This window comes from Cohnella boryungensis (assembly GCF_042651945.1).
In the GTDB taxonomy this organism is placed as follows: Bacteria; Bacillota; Bacilli; order Paenibacillales; family Paenibacillaceae; genus Cohnella; species Cohnella boryungensis.
Map to the genome: position 1 here is coordinate 70,699 of NZ_JBHSED010000032.1, position 17,142 is coordinate 87,840.

The 17,142-nt window shown below is 58.7% G+C and carries 14 protein-coding genes; 4 read left to right on the plus strand and 10 right to left on the minus strand.

What is annotated here, in order from left to right:
- Positions 1–2 precede the first annotated feature (2 nt).
- From mutL to ACFO1S_RS15140, 8 genes are all read right to left on the minus strand, one after another.
- Entirely contained in the window at positions 3–2,012 is a 2,010-nt protein-coding gene (mutL, locus tag ACFO1S_RS15105; protein WP_204605492.1) for a DNA mismatch repair endonuclease MutL, read from the minus strand.
- 61 nt (positions 2,013–2,073) lie between these two features.
- On the minus strand, positions 2,074–3,501 hold the full coding sequence (locus tag ACFO1S_RS15110) for a S41 family peptidase (RefSeq protein ID WP_204605493.1): 1,428 nt from the start codon (positions 3,499–3,501) through the stop codon (positions 2,074–2,076).
- Positions 3,498–6,164, minus strand: coding sequence for a DNA mismatch repair protein MutS (gene mutS / locus ACFO1S_RS15115; protein WP_204605494.1), 2,667 nt, complete (start codon positions 6,162–6,164; stop codon positions 3,498–3,500). The genes ACFO1S_RS15110 and mutS overlap by 4 nt, the downstream gene beginning before the upstream one ends.
- A 161-nt stretch (positions 6,165–6,325) precedes the next feature.
- Positions 6,326–7,381, minus strand: a complete 1,056-nt coding sequence (gene fni / locus ACFO1S_RS15120; protein ID WP_204605495.1) for a type 2 isopentenyl-diphosphate Delta-isomerase — start codon at positions 7,379–7,381, stop codon at positions 6,326–6,328.
- 183 nt (positions 7,382–7,564) lie between these two features.
- Entirely contained in the window at positions 7,565–9,013 is a 1,449-nt protein-coding gene (locus ACFO1S_RS15125) for a putative amidoligase domain-containing protein (protein WP_204605496.1), read from the minus strand.
- Between the two features lie 189 nt (positions 9,014–9,202).
- Positions 9,203–9,766, minus strand: a complete 564-nt coding sequence (locus ACFO1S_RS15130) for an outer spore coat protein CotE (RefSeq protein ID WP_204605497.1) — start codon at positions 9,764–9,766, stop codon at positions 9,203–9,205.
- Positions 9,767–9,864: 98 nt separating this feature from the next.
- Positions 9,865–10,836, minus strand: a complete 972-nt coding sequence (locus tag ACFO1S_RS15135; protein WP_204605498.1) for an aromatic acid exporter family protein — start codon at positions 10,834–10,836, stop codon at positions 9,865–9,867.
- Positions 10,837–10,943: 107 nt separating this feature from the next.
- Positions 10,944–12,473, minus strand: a complete 1,530-nt coding sequence (locus ACFO1S_RS15140) for a carboxypeptidase M32 (RefSeq protein ID WP_204605499.1) — start codon at positions 12,471–12,473, stop codon at positions 10,944–10,946.
- Positions 12,474–12,594: 121 nt separating this feature from the next.
- Here ACFO1S_RS15140 and ACFO1S_RS15145 point away from each other — a divergent pair, with 121 nt between their 5' ends.
- Positions 12,595–12,933 carry an iron-sulfur cluster biosynthesis family protein gene (locus tag ACFO1S_RS15145; RefSeq protein WP_204605500.1) on the plus strand — a complete coding sequence of 113 codons (339 nt, stop codon included), beginning with the start codon at positions 12,595–12,597 and terminating at the stop codon, positions 12,931–12,933.
- Between the two features lie 33 nt (positions 12,934–12,966).
- Entirely contained in the window at positions 12,967–13,554 is a 588-nt protein-coding gene (locus tag ACFO1S_RS15150) for a beta-class carbonic anhydrase (protein WP_204605501.1), read from the plus strand.
- On the opposite strand, the gene ACFO1S_RS15155 is transcribed toward ACFO1S_RS15150, so the two are convergent.
- Positions 13,511–14,092 carry a DUF309 domain-containing protein gene (locus ACFO1S_RS15155; protein WP_204605502.1) on the minus strand — a complete coding sequence of 194 codons (582 nt, stop codon included), beginning with the start codon at positions 14,090–14,092 and terminating at the stop codon, positions 13,511–13,513. The genes ACFO1S_RS15150 and ACFO1S_RS15155 overlap by 44 nt on opposite strands.
- Before the next feature lie 146 nt (positions 14,093–14,238).
- Between ACFO1S_RS15155 and ACFO1S_RS15160 the strand changes: the two genes are divergently transcribed.
- Together ACFO1S_RS15160 and ACFO1S_RS15165 are read left to right on the plus strand one after the other, a co-directional pair.
- Entirely contained in the window at positions 14,239–14,661 is a 423-nt protein-coding gene (locus tag ACFO1S_RS15160; RefSeq protein WP_204605503.1) for a hypothetical protein, read from the plus strand.
- 18 nt (positions 14,662–14,679) lie between these two features.
- Positions 14,680–14,949 carry a DUF2653 family protein gene (locus ACFO1S_RS15165; RefSeq protein ID WP_378127058.1) on the plus strand — a complete coding sequence of 90 codons (270 nt, stop codon included), beginning with the start codon at positions 14,680–14,682 and terminating at the stop codon, positions 14,947–14,949.
- Positions 14,950–15,033: 84 nt separating this feature from the next.
- Here the strand turns inward: ACFO1S_RS15165 and ACFO1S_RS15170 are convergent.
- Positions 15,034–17,142, minus strand: a 2,109-nt coding sequence (locus ACFO1S_RS15170) for a condensation domain-containing protein (RefSeq protein WP_378127059.1), incomplete at its 5' end; no start/stop codon positions are given.

Here is a 17,142-nt window from a genome sequence, read left to right on the forward strand (position 1 = left end):
GATCAAGACGTCACCCGCTTAAACATCTTCTCAAGCTCGTAGGTGCTGAAGCTGACGACGATCGGTCGGCCGTGCGGACAAGTGTACGGCTGTCTGCATGCGCCCAACCGCTCCAGCAATTTTTCTCCCGATTCCCGGGTCAGCGCCTGATTCGCCTTGATCGACGCTTTGCACGAACACATAATCGCCGCCTTCTCTCTCAGCACGCGCAGATCAACGCTTTTTTCCTCGATAATCCATTCCGCCATCTCCCGTACGATCGCCGCTTCGTCCCCGGACGGAAACCAATGCGGTACCGCCCGTATGATAAAGGTATTGCCACCGAAATCCTCCATATATACGCCGGCGCTTTCGAACGCCGTCAACCGGCCGCGAAGCACGAGGGATTCATCCGGAGCGAACTCCAGCGTCATCGGCAGCAGCAGCTCCTGACTCGCCTCGGCCGGCCGGCCGAACTTGTCGTAGAAGTACTCGTAATGAATACGCTCATGAGCCGCATGCTGATCGATCAGATACAAGCCGCCGGCATTCTGCGCAACAATGTAAGTTCCGTGAAGCTGTCCGACCCACCCAAGCTCGGGAAAAGCGGGAGCCTGCGGCTTGGTGGAGGGCGCGGCGAACGCCGTCTCCCATACCTGCGAGGGAATCGCTTCCGCCGCGGGCTTCGGCGCCGTCCAGGAGCCAGATGCGCTCCCCGCGGCGGCATAACCGCTCTTGGCGAGTCCGGCGGAGACGCCTTGCTTCCCGCGATTTTCCTCGCCGGAAGGTCTCTCCGAGCGCGGCTCCCACTCGTAGTCAGATTTCCTCTCTCGCACAAGCGACGCAACCCCGCCGAATCCACCGTTTGGCTCCTGCTTCCGATCCGACGGCAGTTCAGGCGGTTCCGGCAAAGGCGCGTCCCCGGTTGGCGTGTGTGCCGCCGTCGGGCCGGGCTCGGATGCGGGAGGAACCTGAAACCGGATCTGCTCCTGCACCCACGCCTCGGTCTTCGGAGCGCGGGGCGCGGCGCCCGACGGAATGTACGCTTGCGCGCTCAGCGTCTTCTTGATTGCGCTCTCTACGAACGCGCGCAGCTCGTTCTCCTTGCTGAAGCGCACCTCCAGCTTGGCCGGATGCACGTTAACGTCCACCAGGCTCGGATGCATGCTCAGGTTGAGCACGGCCAGCGGATAGCGATGCAGCGGCAGCAAGGTATGATAGGCTTGCAAGAAGGGCTGAATGATGGCCTGGCTGCGCACGTAACGTCCGTTCACCAGCACCGTCAGCGCGTTGCGATTCGCCCTCGTCTCCGTCGGCATCGCCGTAAGCCCCGTAATCGCATAGTCCAGATTGTCGTCGCGCACCTCGATCATCGCCTTCGCCGACGAGGTGCCGTAGATGGCCGCCACGACCTGACGAAGCTCTCCGTTGCCGGGCGTGCGCAGGAGCGTATTTCCATTGTGCGTAAAGGTAAAGGCGATATCCGGTCTGGCAAGCGCCTGACGGTAGACGATATCGGACAGATGGCCCAGCTCCGTCTGAATCGTCTTCATATACTTTAGCCGGGCCGGCGTATTGTAGAAAATGTCGCGAACGACCATCTCCGTGCCTTTCGGCGCGTTCGTCTCCCGGTTTGCAACAATCGCGCCCCCTTCAATCTCGACAACCCGACCGAGTCCGGTATCGTCCGTCGCGCTGACGCACCTAACCTTGGAGACGGCCGCGATACTTGGCAACGCCTCCCCGCGAAAGCCGAGCGTGGCAATCTGGAACAGGTCCTTATCCGTCGAGATTTTACTGGTGGCATGCCGCTGGAAAGCAAGCAGCACGTCGTCCGATTGAATGCCGCTCCCGTTATCCGCTACGCGTAGGAGCTGCAATCCGCCTTCCTCTGCGGCAACGTCTATGCGGCTGGCTCCTGCATCGACGGCGTTCTCGATCAGCTCCTTCAGGACGGAAGCCGGACGCTCTACCACTTCGCCTGCCGCGATCTGGTTCGCCAGATGGTCGTCAAGCGGACGAATGATCCCCATATCGGCATGCTCCTCTCCATTTAATGCAGGGTTTGCTTACTTGGGCTAATCTTATTGCCGCTTACGGCGATTTCGCGCTCAGTTTCAACGTATCGCCCGATACGGAATACGTCACTCCGGAAAACAGCTTCTTCAACGTCTTGACATCCAGGCTGGCGCTGCCGTCCTTCAGGGTCAGGCGCGGATCGTTCGTCTTGATCGTCACGGTCTGCTTCGCCCTGTCCAGCTTATATGCCCGGCTCTTCGCGTCGTAGGTCAGCTTTGCCCCGACGATTGAGGCTGCAAGCTTGATATTAATCTGCCAGGCTTGCTTATCCTTGACGATCGCGCCGGACTGAGCCATACGAACGCCGTTGACGGTAAGAATCCCTTCCCGGGCAGTGACGGACACCTGACCCCCTCCGGCCAGACGATAGGCGCCGATGAGCTGCTCTGCCGCACCGTTCAGCACAAGCTCGGGAATCAAGCCGGTCTTGTCCACCTTTTTCCCTAGCGGCGTATAGTATTCCTGCACCGTGAGCTTGAGCATTCCTCCGCTCTGCAGTGGATGCAGCGACTGCACGACGCCCTTGCCGAACGTTCTGGTTCCGACCAGCGTCGCAATCCCATAGTCGCGCAAAGCTCCGGACAGAAGCTCGGAGGCGCTCGCGGAGTTGCCGTTAACCAGCAACACGACCGAATAAGGCTTGCTCGTGCCTTTAACATCCAACGGAGAGTCCGCGCCCGTATTATCCCGGAGATGAGCCAGAACGCCCTTTTCGATGAACAGCCCCGCAATCTCCTGCGCGGCATTCACGTAGCCGCCTCCATTATTGCGCAAATCCAGAACCAGAGCGTCCAGTCCGCTCTTTTCCAGCTTCTCCAGCTCGCTCTTCACTTCCTTGCCCGATTCCGAAGTAAAAGCGGACAATGCCAAGTACCCGATGCCCTTCTCCAGCAATCGCGACGTCACGACCGGAATATGCACCGATTTGCGCGTAATGCGAAACTTCATCGCTTTGCCCTGGCGAGACACCGTAAGGCTGACCACGGTTCCCTCTTCCCCGCGCAGCGTCTGCTGAACCTCTGCCATCGTTTTCCCTGTCAGGTCCACGCCGTCCGCGGCGACGAACTCGTCTCCCGCCAGCAAGCCCGCCGACATGGCCGGGCTGTCGGCGATAACGTCCTCGACATAGACCTTGCCCTTGTTCTCCGCCAAATAAATCCCGATTCCGACGAAGGTTTGCTCCAGCTCGGCGTTAAGCGTCTTCCATTGCTGGTCGTCGTAATATTGCGTATACGGATCGTGCAGCGACTCGACCATTTCCTCAATCGGCTTATCGGCCAGGTCCGTATTCGACGGCTTGCTCAGATGGTACTGCTCCAGTAACCCCCGGACTTCCTCCTCCTGCTCCAACGATGCTCCGAGAGCCGTCGGGATGGAGGTAAGCAACAAAGCAACGGCGAGTAACAGCGCGATGGCGTGTTTCATTTTGCCGTATAGATTCATGAGGTCTCCCCGCTTTCGGTTAATTGGTTTCTTGCGTCGTTCAGCCATTCCAGCGCCTGCAGCGGCGTCATCCTCATCACGTCGAGCTTCTTCAGCTTCTCCAGCACCTTATCGTTGACGCTTGGCTTGGCCGGCTTGGGCTGCTGAGGCGTGTCGACAGGGAACATGCTCAATTGCACGACATCTCTGCCCTCCAATACAGGCTGGGCTTCGACGACGCCAACGGCCGCTGCGATTTCCTTGACCGCCAATGGGACCGGCCTCGAAGGCGCGGAAGTCTCCCCATTCAGAAGCGAGTAGGCTCTGGACACGATCGTCTCCGGCAGCCCGGCAAGCTGAGCGCAGTAGATGCCATAGCTGGAGTCTGCCGCTCCGGACACAAGCTTGCGAAGGAAGGTGACTCCGTCGCTGCTTTCCCTGACCGCCATGCATCCGTTGCGCAGCTTCGGCAAGGAAGCCTCCAGATGCGCCAGCTCGTGAAAATGGGTGGAGACGAGCGCTTTGCATCCGATATGATGGTGCACATATTCGATCACCGCCTGGGCGATCGCCATCCCCTCGTCGGTAGAAGTGCCGCGTCCCAGCTCGTCGATGATGATCAGACTTCTGGCCGTCGCCTGTTCGGTCATGACCTGAATGTCCTTCATCTCGACCATGAACGTGCTCTGCCCGCCCACAAGATCGTCCGCTGCGCCGATCCGGGTGAATATCCGGTCGACGAACGGCAGCGCCGCGCGACGCGCGGGAACAAAACAGCCGATCTGCGCCATCAGGCAGATCATGGCCACCTGACGCATGTACGTGCTCTTTCCCGCCATATTCGGTCCGGTTATGAGCAGAATCGAGCCCTCCGACGAAGTGAGGCTCGTATCGTTGGCAATGAAGACTCCGTTCTCGTTGACCGATTCCACGACAGGATGGCGGCCGTCCTCGATAGTCAGGTCGTATCCTTCACCGTCGGTCCAACTCGGCCGCGTATACCTGCGCTCGGCGCTCGCTTCCGCGAAGGCTTGAAGCACGTCCAGCGCGGCGACGTTCTCCGCGAGCCGCTGCAATCTGCCCATCTGTCCCGCAATGCGGTCTCTCAGGGCAATGAACGTTTCGTACTCCAGATCGAACATTCGATCTTCCGCTTCCAGGATGAGCGCTTCCTTCTCCTTAAGCTCGGGAGTGACGTACCTCTCCGCGTTAGCCAGCGTTTGCTTGCGCTCGTAACGCCCCTCCGGCAGGTTCGCCAGATTCGAGCGGGTCACCTCCAAATAATATCCGAACACTTTATTAAAGCCGATCTTCAACGACTTGATCCCCGTAGCCTCGCGTTCCTTGCGCTCCAGCTCGGCAATCCATTGCTTGCCGTTCTGGCTCGCTTCGCGCAGCTCATCCAGCTTTCGGTCGTATCCCGAGCGGATAAGGCCTCCGTCCTTGAGCGTTGTCGGCGGTTCGTCGGATATCGCCTCCTCAATCGCATCGGCAATATCCGCGCAGGCATCCAGTCCTTTCGCCAGCGCATGAAGCGGCGCCGCTTCCAGGCTTTCGCATAAAGCCTGTACGGCGGGAATACGTCGGAGGGAGTTTTTGAGCGCGTTCAAATCTCGTCCGTTGGCTGTGCCGTAGGCAATTCTTCCGGCCAGCCGTTCAAGATCGTACACCTCGCCGAGCTCGTCTCGCAGCTCCTTCCGCTTGATCCAGTCCCGGTTCAGCGCTTCGACCGCATCCAGCCTCCGCTCCGCTTCTTCCCGGTTCAACAGCGGCTGATCGATCCAGCGCTTCAGAAGACGAGCGCCCATCGCCGTCCGGGTCCGATCCAGCAAGGCCAGCAAGGAGCCTTTTCTGGAACGGTCGCGAACCGTCTCCGTCAGCTCCAGGTTGCGCCGCGTGAACGCGTCAAGCGACATATAGGCCTCCGATTCGTAAGCCTTGACGGAGCGCAGATGAGCAAGAGACCGTTTTTGCGTCTCCTCCAGATAGGCGATGAGCCGGGCAACAGCCTTCTGCCGAACCAACTCATGCGCGGTCCAGGGCTCGTCCGGGAACTGCGCGGCCAACTTGGACAGCTCCGCTTCCGCTCGCACCGTTGTCGTCAGGCTGCGGCCGGAGGGCGTCAGCGCCTCTTGAATCGCCGCCATGGCGGCTTCGTCTCCAACCGCTTCGGCAGGCTTGTACACGTTAAGGACGTTGTTCACGGCTTCCGGCGAAGCTCCGAACGAGGTCAGATACAGCTCCCCCGTCGTGAGATCGCAGGCGGCGAAGCCGATTCTTCCGTCCTCCCGGGCTGCCCCGACAATGAAGTTGTTCGAAGCGTCTCCGACCATCTTCGGATCCATGACCGTTCCCGGCGTCACGATGCGAACGACCTCGCGCCGGACGACGCCTTTCGCGCTGGCCGGATCCTCGACCTGCTCGCAAACGGCGACCTTATAGCCTTTCTCGATTAATCTCGCTATGTATCCTTCTGCCGAGTGATGCGGAACGCCGCACATAGGAACCCGTTCTTCCTGTCCGGCAACGCGGCCCGTTAACGTAATCTCCAACTCTCTCGAAGCCGTGATCGCATCCTCAAAGAACATTTCATAGAAATCGCCCAAACGGAATAACAGCAAAGCATCCTTGACCGTTGCTTTCACGGATAAGTACTGCTCCATCATCGGGGTATATCCGGCCATCTGCATCCTCCCGCTATCCTATCCAAACCTAGTAATAAATGAATATTATCTTATTATAACAAAAATAAATTAGCCCGGGACAGTGCCCGGGCCGGGAAACGCAAGATTTCAACCTACCGGGGTCGCGCTTCCGCTCAGTGCGGATGAAGCTCTTCGACCGCTCAAACGCGATGAAGCCGCTTCGTTCGCATCAATTGTTCGACATTGGCCGCCCCGATCCCGAACATCGCGGCGCGAAGCTCAAAGGCGATGCGCGCGAACAGCTCCTCCAGCCTCTCCTCCGAATGCAGCGCAGGAGCGAGCAGCGCTCGTCCGAAGGCGGCGAGATTGGCGCCGAGCGCCAGCGCCTTGGCCGCGTCTACGCCGTTAGCCAAGCCTCCGCTGGCGACAATGGTCATGTCCGGCAGTTCTTTGCGCGTCTCGCGCACGCATTCCGAAGTCGGTATTCCCCAATCCAGAAAGGCTTCCGCAGCCTCTCTGCGAACCGGATCGTCCGAGCGATGCTTTTCAACCTCAATCCATGACGTTCCTCCCGCGCCGGCGACGTCGATGAACGCGACTCCCGCCTCGGACAGCCTTCTTGCGGTTTCTCCGTCGATGCCGAAGCCGACCTCCTTGATTCCGATCGGGAACGAAGCGGCGCGGCAGAGCCTTTCAATCTTGACCAGCAATCCGCTGAAATCCATGTCCCCGCCGTGCTGAAATACCTCCTGCATGCCGTTCAGATGAAGCACCAGCCCGTCCGCCTCGGCCAATTCGACCGCTCGCCGGCATTGATCAAGGCCGTAACCGTAATTCAATTGAACCGCTCCCAGATTGGCGATCAAGGGAATGCTCGGCGCGTATCGCCGCACGACGAACGAGTCCGAGCCGACCGGGTCCTCGATGGCTGCGCGCAGCGAGCCCAGCCCCATGGCCCAGCCATGCCGCTCTGCCGTTTCCGCCAGACGGATGTTGATGCGATGGGCCTCCTCCGTGCCCCCGGTCATCGAGCTGATCATCAACGGCGCCTTCAATCGCCTGCCTATGAAGGATACCGAAGCATCTACCGTGCGAAAATCGATCTCCGGCAGGGCAAGGTGCCGGAAACGGTAGCGGTCGAATCCCGTTCCTTCCCCGCGCCCCTCCACGTCTTCCCTGACGCAAATTTCGATATGCTCCCTCTTCCTGCGCGCAATGCCGGACTCTCTTTGCGAACGGGATGAATCTTCGTGCATATGCGTCCCCTCCATTCATGACCGTCTTGATGTGACTTGTCCGGCGGCTGATCGGCTTTACGTACGATTTATTATTAGCTGTCAGGCTTGTCCGGGCCAGCGCTTCGCGGAATGAACGGGGCGAAGCCGTCCGGCATCGAGCCTTCCTGTCGCGATTTATGGGAAGGAAGGCTCAGAGTGAAGTTAGCCGAGCGGAATTTTCCATTTCAACCGGATATCCGCCGCTTCGTCCCAGCGCCGTTGCCTCGCAATGGCCAGATACAAAAATTGGATCGCTTCGCGGTAATTCCGGTAGCCTTCGGTTTGCCGAATCGCCTCGTAGACCGAGCGAGCCGCTTCCAGAAGACGCGGTCTGTTCCCTTGGTAAAATGCCTCCCGAACGCTGTCTTCATCCAGCGGACGGCAGGAAGCAAGCTCTCTTGCATGCTCGGCTGCAACCTTGGCCATGGCCAAGACTCCAAGCGCAAGCCGCGGCGATATGAGCCAGCTTGGAGGCGTTCGATACTCAAAGCCGCCATGCGGCTGCCTTCTAAAGTCGCCCAGCGCCCCGTAACGCGGCCGTCTCCTCGCGGCTTCGTCGGGCTCCAGCAGCCTCAGCGTCAATCCGACCGCCTGATCTAGGGCGCGCAACCTTTCTCCGTTCAGCGGGAGACCGCTGAGATGCACATGTCCTCCGAGCGGCAGCCCGGCGACCGGCAGGGCTCCCGCCTTCCAGGTGAAGGAATGGCCGCGTGTTCGGTCGGCCGCGACAAGCAGCAGCTTGCGCAGATGAGCGAGGATATCGAGCGGCTCCGGGGACGGCCGGGGTCTCAGCTCGACGATAGGCCATCGCTTCTCCCCCCGTACTCTCACCGAATCGCAGCCCGTTTCCCCATTCCGAGGGAAGTATTTGGAGGCTGACGCGACTCGTCCCTGCGGAGTGAGGAGAAGGAACTCCGGATCGGCGCCCAGCCTCGCCGACGCGCGGTTCGAGGTTTCCGCTTTCCAATCAAGCGCGAATTGGGCAAGTGTTGCCGCGAGCCTCTGTCGCCCCTCCTTGCCGGTGATGAGAAGCTGCGGGGATAGCCCTATAACCGCTAGCTTGCCCTGCTCGCTTACCGACAGCTCGACCTGACCGAAGTCGAGGCCCGACGAATACAAGGCTCGAACAGCCAGTCTCTCCGCCGGTTTCCAGAGGGCGTGATCTCCCCCATAAGCCGGAATATCCGCCAAACTCCGATTGTTAACCTCATTAAATTTTGTCTGAAATGCCGGCCGCCTGCGGATTTCCACCGCGTCGAGGCCCCATATTGCGACGGAGATCGCGCCTCCCTCCGCCGCTTCCCCGCCCCGACGCACTGGCAGCCCTTCCCGGCGTAGCCGCCGTTCGAGCTCGTCCGACGTCCACTGTCCAACCTGACAAGCTAAGCGGTTCATCAACCAGGGGCGAGCTTGCCCCGTATTCAGCCGCAGTCGCTCGTAAGCCTCGAAATGAGCAACGTAGCTTGCCGCAGAGCCTAACGGGATCACGCAATCGTTCGACTGCACTTCTGACAGTTCCTTTGTCAGGCGCAGGCCGGAGTAAGGCCAATCCACGGTCGATTGCGGATTCGGATTGAACAACCAAACGGTTCCGGAATGGTTCTGGTTCATTCGGGCCCCCTTCGCGCAACACGGGAAGGGCCTTCCCGCACGCGGCGCATAAACGCCGAAGCCGAATGACCCTTCCCGATGTGTGCCTTTGCTGCAAACAGGCTTATCCAGTTGCCCCGGCAGGGCATTCGCCCTCGACTTTCGCTCCGCTTCTGCATAGACTTAAGTACCGGCCAATGACCGAGCCGATTACAAATCGTCTTCCAATAAATCGGAATCCAGATCTTCGTAATCTCCCTCTTCGCCCAAACTGAAGTCGATGTTCTTACCATCGTCCTCACTGCCGTTCGGATCGACGATGACGCACACCTTCGTTTCCGCAACCATTTCCACGGCGAATTCCCGTTCGACGCGGATAAGGACGGAAGTCCCGTTAGAGCTGATCGTCGCTTCCACGCAATTGGGCTCCTGCGTCGCATCCGCGGAGACCTCTTCCGTGGAAGAGCGATGCTTCGGGTCAACATACGATAAGGGCACGAGCTCCACATAGGAAATCGTCTCTTTCGCGACATCGGTCTGCGAGTTTTTGCTGTACGAATACCAGATGTTGATATCGTAAGACCCGATGACCTCGATTCCGTTCCCCGATTTCACCGCCTCATACTGATGGTTGATAATCCACGCGCCCAGTATGCTGGTCGGGTGGTGCGGCGGCGTTACGTTGTGGGTAATCGTCGAGAACTTACGGCCTTTGCCGCATACTGCTTTCGTGATGATTTCCCTGCGCTGCAGCCGACTATCCGCAATAGCCATTTCGGTGGACCTCCTCCATACGATCAAGTCACTTAAAGTCTATGCAGGACATTCGTCTAGAGTGACAAAAATGTATTCAAGCATAGAGCTTTTACATTTCATTGTATGATCGCCTGGGCGGAAGTTGACTTCCGTTTTTTTTGACGTCCCGCTACGCCGAGAAACCGGCGCAGCTCCCGGGATAGGTGGAACAGCGCGGAGCGGATCTCGAACTCCTCTCTCGTGACCGGCAGAGCCATATTCCGGAAGCCCTTCTCCAGCTCCGTAAGCATCCGCTCCGTCTCGCCTTCGTAATACTCCGACTTGACGTCCTGCTGAAGACGATCGAACAGCACCGCGATCAGCTCGGCTTGCGGGACATGCCTGGATACGAGCGCCACGCATTCCATCATTAATTGAATCGAATCCAACTGCTGGCGCCGCATCTGGAAATACAACTGCCAGGGCTCGTCCTGCGGAATTAGCCTGTTTTCTCTGGCGCGCTGCGCAAGCGCGATGCCCTCCTCGATTGCCGCTTCGGTCTGAAGCATCTCTTCTCCGCCCCAGATGGAATCGGGATGCCGCAGATGCTCGGCCAGATGACGGAAGATCGCGGAAAAGCCTCTTTCCGTCGATACCCTCAAGGAGGTCAGCGCCTTGTTCGCCTTCGGCATATAGGCCAGATTGAACAGCGTCGCCCATCCCAGACCGATCGTCAGCAGCTCCAGCTCGGTAACGAGCGCGTGAACCGTGACTTCGTCCCTTGCGAACAGGTGGAATACGATTACCGCTCCCGTGACGATTCCGTCCTTAAGCCCCGTGCGGCCGAGGATTGGAAAAGCGATCAGAATGTATACGGCAAGCACCCAGATATGGAAGCCGATCAGGCCGAACAGCAGCGAGGCGAGCAACAGCCCGAGGATAGAGGCCACAAATCGGGCGACGACAACCTTGATCCCCCGCCAACGTGTCGTCTCCACGCCCAGAATGGCGAGCAGTCCGGCTGCCAGCGGATTATCCACGCCCAACAGATAGGCGGTATAGATGGCAGCCAGCGTGGCCGCGGCCGTCTTGATGACACGAAACCCCATTCCGACTCCTCCCGAGGACTGTACCTTGATGCTGGTAATAGCAAAGCTTGAATACTTATGAGCCCGAAAGACCGGGGAGGGCTTCGGAACAGCCCCCCTCGTCCGGGCTATTCCAAACGATAGATTTCGCGATATTTGTTCTCCAGATAATCGCATAGATAGGAGGATTGCAGCGGCTGTTCGCTGACCCGCTCTATGATCTCCGACGGCCGCTGCAACTTGCCGTATTGATAGACCTGCTCGGTGAGCCATTCCTTCAGCGGAAGCAGCCGTCCGGCGCCGATCTGCTCATCCAGATCGGGGATCGCCCTGCGGGCAACGTCCATCATCTGCGCCGCATACATATTGCCGAGCGAGTACGAAGGGAAATAGCCGAAGGCTCCGCCTGCCCAATGCACGTCCTGAAGCACGCCTTCGGCATCATTCGCAGGCGTAACGCCGAGCGCCTCCTCGTATTTCCGGTTCCATACCTCCGGCAAGTCCCGAGGGTCCAACTGTTCATTAAACAGCATCTTCTCGATCTCGTATCGAATCATGATGTGCAGATTGTAGGTCAGCTCGTCCGCCTTGATCCGAATCAGGGAAGGCTCGACGACGTTGATGCCCCGGTAGAACTCCTCGGCAGACACCTCGTCCAGCTGCCCGGGGAAATACGTCTTCAGATCCGGCAAGTAGCGATCCCAGAAAGCCTTGCTGCGTCCGACCGTGTTTTCCCACAGACGGGATTGCGATTCATGGATGCCCATGGACGTGCCCGTGCACAGCGTCGTTTCGGCCAGCTCTTCGCGAATGTTTTGCTCGTAGAGAGCGTGGCCGCCTTCATGAATCGTTCCGAACAACGCGAACGTGAGATCGTCGGGCAAATAATTGGTGGTAATGCGGACATCGTTCTTGTTCAGGCCAGTGGCGAAAGGATGCGCGCTTTCGTCCAATCGGCCGGCTTCGAAATCGTAGCCCATCTCATTTAAGATGTGCTTGCTGAATTTGTTCTGCGCGTCCTTGTCGAACGTTCCGGCCAGGAAAGAGGTGTCCGGCTTGTTCGGAGAATTGGCGATTCGTTCGGCAAGCGGCACGAGACGGGCTCTCAGCTCCCCGAACAGCCGATCCAGCTCCTCCGTCGTCAAGCCGGGCTCGTACATATCCAGCAGCGTATCGTAAGGCGTCGCCTTGGCGCCCCATAGTTCGATAAATTTGCGGTTGAACGCAATGATTTTCTCCAAATAAGGGACGAAGCCGGGAAAATCGTTCTTCTCCTTCGCTTCCTCCCACGCCGATTCCGCCTGCGAGGTGAGAACGACGTATTCCCGGTGCATATCCGGCGGTATTTTACGGTTGCGTTCGTATTCCTTGGCCGTCTCCTCGACCAAGCGTCGGTCGATCTCTCCCAGCTTGGCCAATTCGCCCGGCTCGTTCAATGCGCGAAGCAGCTCGCCCATCTCCTCCGACGTCGACAGCTTGAACGTCTCGGAGGACAGCGCGCCGACCGCTTCCGAGCGCAGCCCGATTCCTTTGCGCGGAGCGCCCGTTCTCATATCCCAATAGACAAGCCCCAAAATTTCTTCATACTGCTTAATCTGGGTCATTAAGCTCCGAAAGCGCTGGAGCGGCGTTGCGGCGGAATTGTCCGAAGCATTCATAGCGCACGACCTTTCTCGGTAAATAATGTCTTCTTGATCATACTCCCCGTAAAATTTATAATCAACTTACTTGTCTGACATCCGTTCGCACGAGAGCCGATTAAACAGGAGGGGGAGCCATATGTTCATCCAATGGAGTGACGAAGCGGTTGCGGAAATCGCCGCCAGGTTCGGTCCCGGAGCCTCGACGTGGAAGCTTGTATCGGATTCCGAGGGCTGCGGCTGCGCCATGAACGGGGTTGCCGCCCTTTGGATGCTGGACGAGCCGGAGTCCGGAGATCTGCGAGCCGGAAGCAATCGCCTGGAGGTCTGGTACGAGAAACGCCACGAGGTTTTCTTCGACGAGCTGCTGCGCGTCTCCTATGATGCGGGCAGACGGGCGTTCAAGCTGGCCAGCGACGGTCAAATCTACAGCAATCAATTGCGTTTGGAAGACAGGCGTACTGCCGCGACATCTTGACGGCATCCGCCGATTTAGGAGGAGGAAAACGTATTGCGCAAACTGGATGACATGCTCGATTTTAACCAACAATTCGTCCGCAACAAAGACTTCGAACAGTATTTGACGACAAGCAAAAAGCCCGAGAAACGCATCGTCATCGTGACTTGCATGGACGCCCGCTTGACCGAGTTGCTGCCGAAGGCGGTCAATCTCAAGAATGGGGATGCCAAGATCATCAAAAACGCCGGAGCCATCATTACCTCGCCCTTCGGCAACATTATGCGGAGCATTCTCGTTGCGCTGTATGAATTAAACGCCAATGAGGTGTTTATTATCGGCCACCACGACTGCGGGATGACCGGCATCGATCCGAACGAGGTCGTCGGCCACATGGAAGCCAGAGGCGTGCCGGAGCACGTCATACACACGTTGCGTCATTCCGGCATCAATCTGTACCGCTGGCTGACCGGCTTCGACAGCGTGCGGGAAAGCGTCGAGAACAGCGTGGACATCGTCCGCAACCACCCCCTGCTGCCTCCGGATACGCCTGTGCACGGATTAATCATTCACCCGGATACCGGCGAGCTCGAAGTCGTTACGTCCGGCTACGACGCTCAGGGAGCGAGCTCTCCCGACTAAGCGATTTGCGTTTGGCCGATTCCGCCCTTGCCGAGACGACTTCCTGACGATCTCTCGTCAAGTGGCGGTGAATGATGTCATCTCCCGCCTTCAGACCGGGAATCGACCATTCATAGCCGAGCTTGCGGCAATGCTCCTTCGCCCGGACCGTCAAGGCTTCGTCGACAATCGGCAGTTCAAGATCGCGATAAGCAGGCGCCGGTCCGCTCCATTCTTGAACTGCGCTTCTCAAGCGCCGACCGAGCGCCGCGCCATCGACGCCCAAGCGCTTGAAAAGTCCCGGGGCCGCTTCCGTTTCCCTGGCGGCTTTGTCCATCAGCTTGATGGCTCCCTTCCAATTTCCCCGGCGGGCATGATACTGCGCGACAGCTACGCGAATCAATACGAGCCAGCAGCTCTCGTATTCAGAGCTCTCTCCCTCTTTCCAATATTCCTCCATGATCTCATGGCATTCGAAATAATCCCTTGAACCGTAATATTCGGCCAAATATGCGATATAGGCTTCAGGATAATCGCTTGAAGTCATCGTCTCTTTCATTCCTTTACCGGTTCCATGAATTCGTTCTTCCTCCAGCATACCTTATTCCGGGCAATCAGGCACCTCCCGTTCCGTTTGAAACCAAAGCTCTTTCATTACGTAAATAATAAGCGTAAATCATCGCCTTATTGCAGGAGGAATTCGAAATGTGGAAAAAAGCTTTGCTCATGATGACTCTGTTCGCTTTCACCGTTGCCGTAACCGTCCCGGCCGACAACGCCGACGCCCGACCGCGTTCATTCAGCTCGGGTAAAAAATCGTTCAACAAAACGCCGGCCCAATCCCAAGACACTGTGGGCAAGAGCTCGACGACAAATACTTCAACCGGAGCTTCCGCCAACCGCGGATTTTTCAGCGGCGGCAGCTTCTTGAAGGGCATGATGATCGGCGGATTGGCGGGCATGCTGTTCGGGGGGATGTTCGGAACGGGCTTCTTCGCCAACATGCTGGGCCTGATCGTGAACGTGCTCGCTCTGTTCGTACTGTTCATGGTATTCAGAGCCATCTACGATGCAATCAAGCGCCGCAGGCAAAATCCGCCTCACGATGCAAACCAGCGCAAATGGTAATGCCCTATGCGGCTGACCATGGATCAAATCGTTAACGCCGTTTGCCTGCACACAGCCGCCCGGCACGAGGTGCCCCTGCAAGCCGTCGAAGTCGAATTGCTTTACGATGAGCAGTATAGCTTCAGTGCGGAGGTATGGGTGCACGGGCGCAGCCGCTTCCTGATTGAAGCCAATCTCAAGGAAGCGATCGCGCGGTATGTCTTGGATGAATATGGCCGGCAGGTCTCCTCCTCGCAGATCGCATTGGACGTAGAGGACGAAATGTGGGCCGATATCCATCCCGAGTAAGCGTTGCTTGCTGGGGATGGGCTGCATACAAAACGGAGGTGCGGGAATAAACCGCACCTCCGTTTTTAATTGGCGCCGCAAGACTTAGAATTGAAAGCCTCCGCCGAACGGCTCGTCGTCCGAATCCACGGCTTCGCTTGCCGCATCGATGCCCGTAAGCTCGGCAAGGCTCGTCGACGGAGACGCCGCGGCGCGCTCCAGCAGCTTCAATAGCTCTTCGGCCATCTCGGCGACGGTCTCTTCCCGGAACAAGCAGGAACGGTAGTCGAAGGCCAGCACCCATTCTCCATCTTGAGCCTCCGCCTGAAGCACGAGATCCAGCTTGGCTGCGGCAAAATTCCACGGAAGCGTGCGCCAAGTAAGTCCGTCCGCCCGAGTCGGCCCGAGATCCATATTCTGCATCACGAACATCGTCTCGAACAACGGATTGCGATTCGCCTCCCAGCGGATAAGCCCCTGCTCGCCCAGCAGCTCGGTCAGTTCCTCGGCGGCCAGCCATGGATGCTCGAAAGCCTCAAGTAAACTAACTTTGACTGCTCCCAGCCATTCCTCGAACGTGAGCCCCGGTAACGGACGGTTGCGGATAGCCCAGGTTTGCAGCAGCAGTCCGGCGGTTTGCGCCAGATCCGGGTGCGTTCGCCCAGCCGAAGGGACGCCCGTTACGATGTCCGTCTTTCCCGACCAACAGCCGAGCAAGGCCTGATAAGCCGCGAGCATGACCATGAACAAGGTTGTGCCCGTGCGGCCGGCCAGATGCTCCAGCTCCGCCCGGACCGAGCTGTCCAAGCGGAAGCTGTAGCGCCCGGCTTGATCCAGCTCGGACAGCTCCGTCACCAAGCTTCTGTCCCGGTCGTAAGGCAATTCATATTCCGGAATGCCGTCGGAGAATTTCTCCGACCAGAAGGACCGCTGCCGCTCCCACTCCGCATCGGCTCGCAGCCCGACGAGCCATTCGCTGTAGTCTTTAAGCTGAGCCTTGACCTCCGGCAACGGGCGACTCTCGTATAGCGCGATCAGGTCGCGAACGAGAATGCCCGATGTAACGCCATCGGATACCGTATGATGGATGTCGAGCAGGAGCAAATGACGCTCTTGCCCATGCTCGACGAGCCCGACACGGAATAGCGGCGTCCTTGACAGGTCGAACGGGCGCAGCCACGCACGTGCGGCGGACTCCCAATCGCTCGCTCCGTCCTTCAAGAACGATTGTTCATCCATCGTCTCCAGCGATACGTCCATCGTTGTCAGAACATATTGAACCGAGCGTCCTTCCGCCTGACCGAAATACGTCCGAAGCGATTCGTGGCGGGCAACGAGCTTCGCCAAAGCCGTGTTAAGCCTCTCCTCGTCCAGCGAACCGGTCAGCTCCAGTACCGATGGCATATGGTACGACAAGCTGCCTGGGCTGCGGTATTCGTGAAGCAGCATTTGCTGCTGAGCGGGTGTAGTCGCGTAATACGGCTTCTTCTCGGCGAGGGGAATAGGCGAATATTCGCCTTCCGTCCTGCCTGCAACCTCCAGCCTATGCGCCAGCTGACGAATCGTCGGATTCAGAAAAATATCCTTTACCGACACTAGAGCCGAAAATTGCTCTTCCGCGCGCGCCGCCAACGTCGCCGCCTTCAGCGAATGCCCGCCGATGGCGAAGAAATCGTCGTCGACGCCGACTCTCTCCCGCTGCAGCAGCTCGCTCCACAGCTCCGCCAGCCGTTTCTCCGTCTCCGTCGTCGGCGCCGCGTACGCCACGCCCGTCTCCATCTCCCCTTCCGGCGCAGGCAGCGCCTTCCGGTCCGCCTTCCCGCTCGCCGTCAGCGGCATTCGCTCCAGCTGCACGAACAACGCCGGTATCATATACTCCGGCAGCCGCTCTCCGCAGTGCTTTCTCAGCTCGCCCGACGTACACCCGCTTTCCGCCACGAGGTACGCCACCAGCCGCTTTCCGCCCATTCCGTCGTCCGCCGCAATGACCGCCGCCTCCGACACCGATTCGTGCGTCAGCAGCGTTCGCTCGATCTCACCCAGCTCGATCCGGTATCCCCGGATTTTCACTTGGTCGTCGATTCGGCCCAAATATTGAATCTGCCCGTCCGCCGTCCAGCGCGCCAGGTCTCCCGTACGGTACATCCGCTCGCCCGCTGCGAACGGATTCGCCACGAACCTCTCCGCCGTCAGCTCCGGCTGGTTCGCGTAACC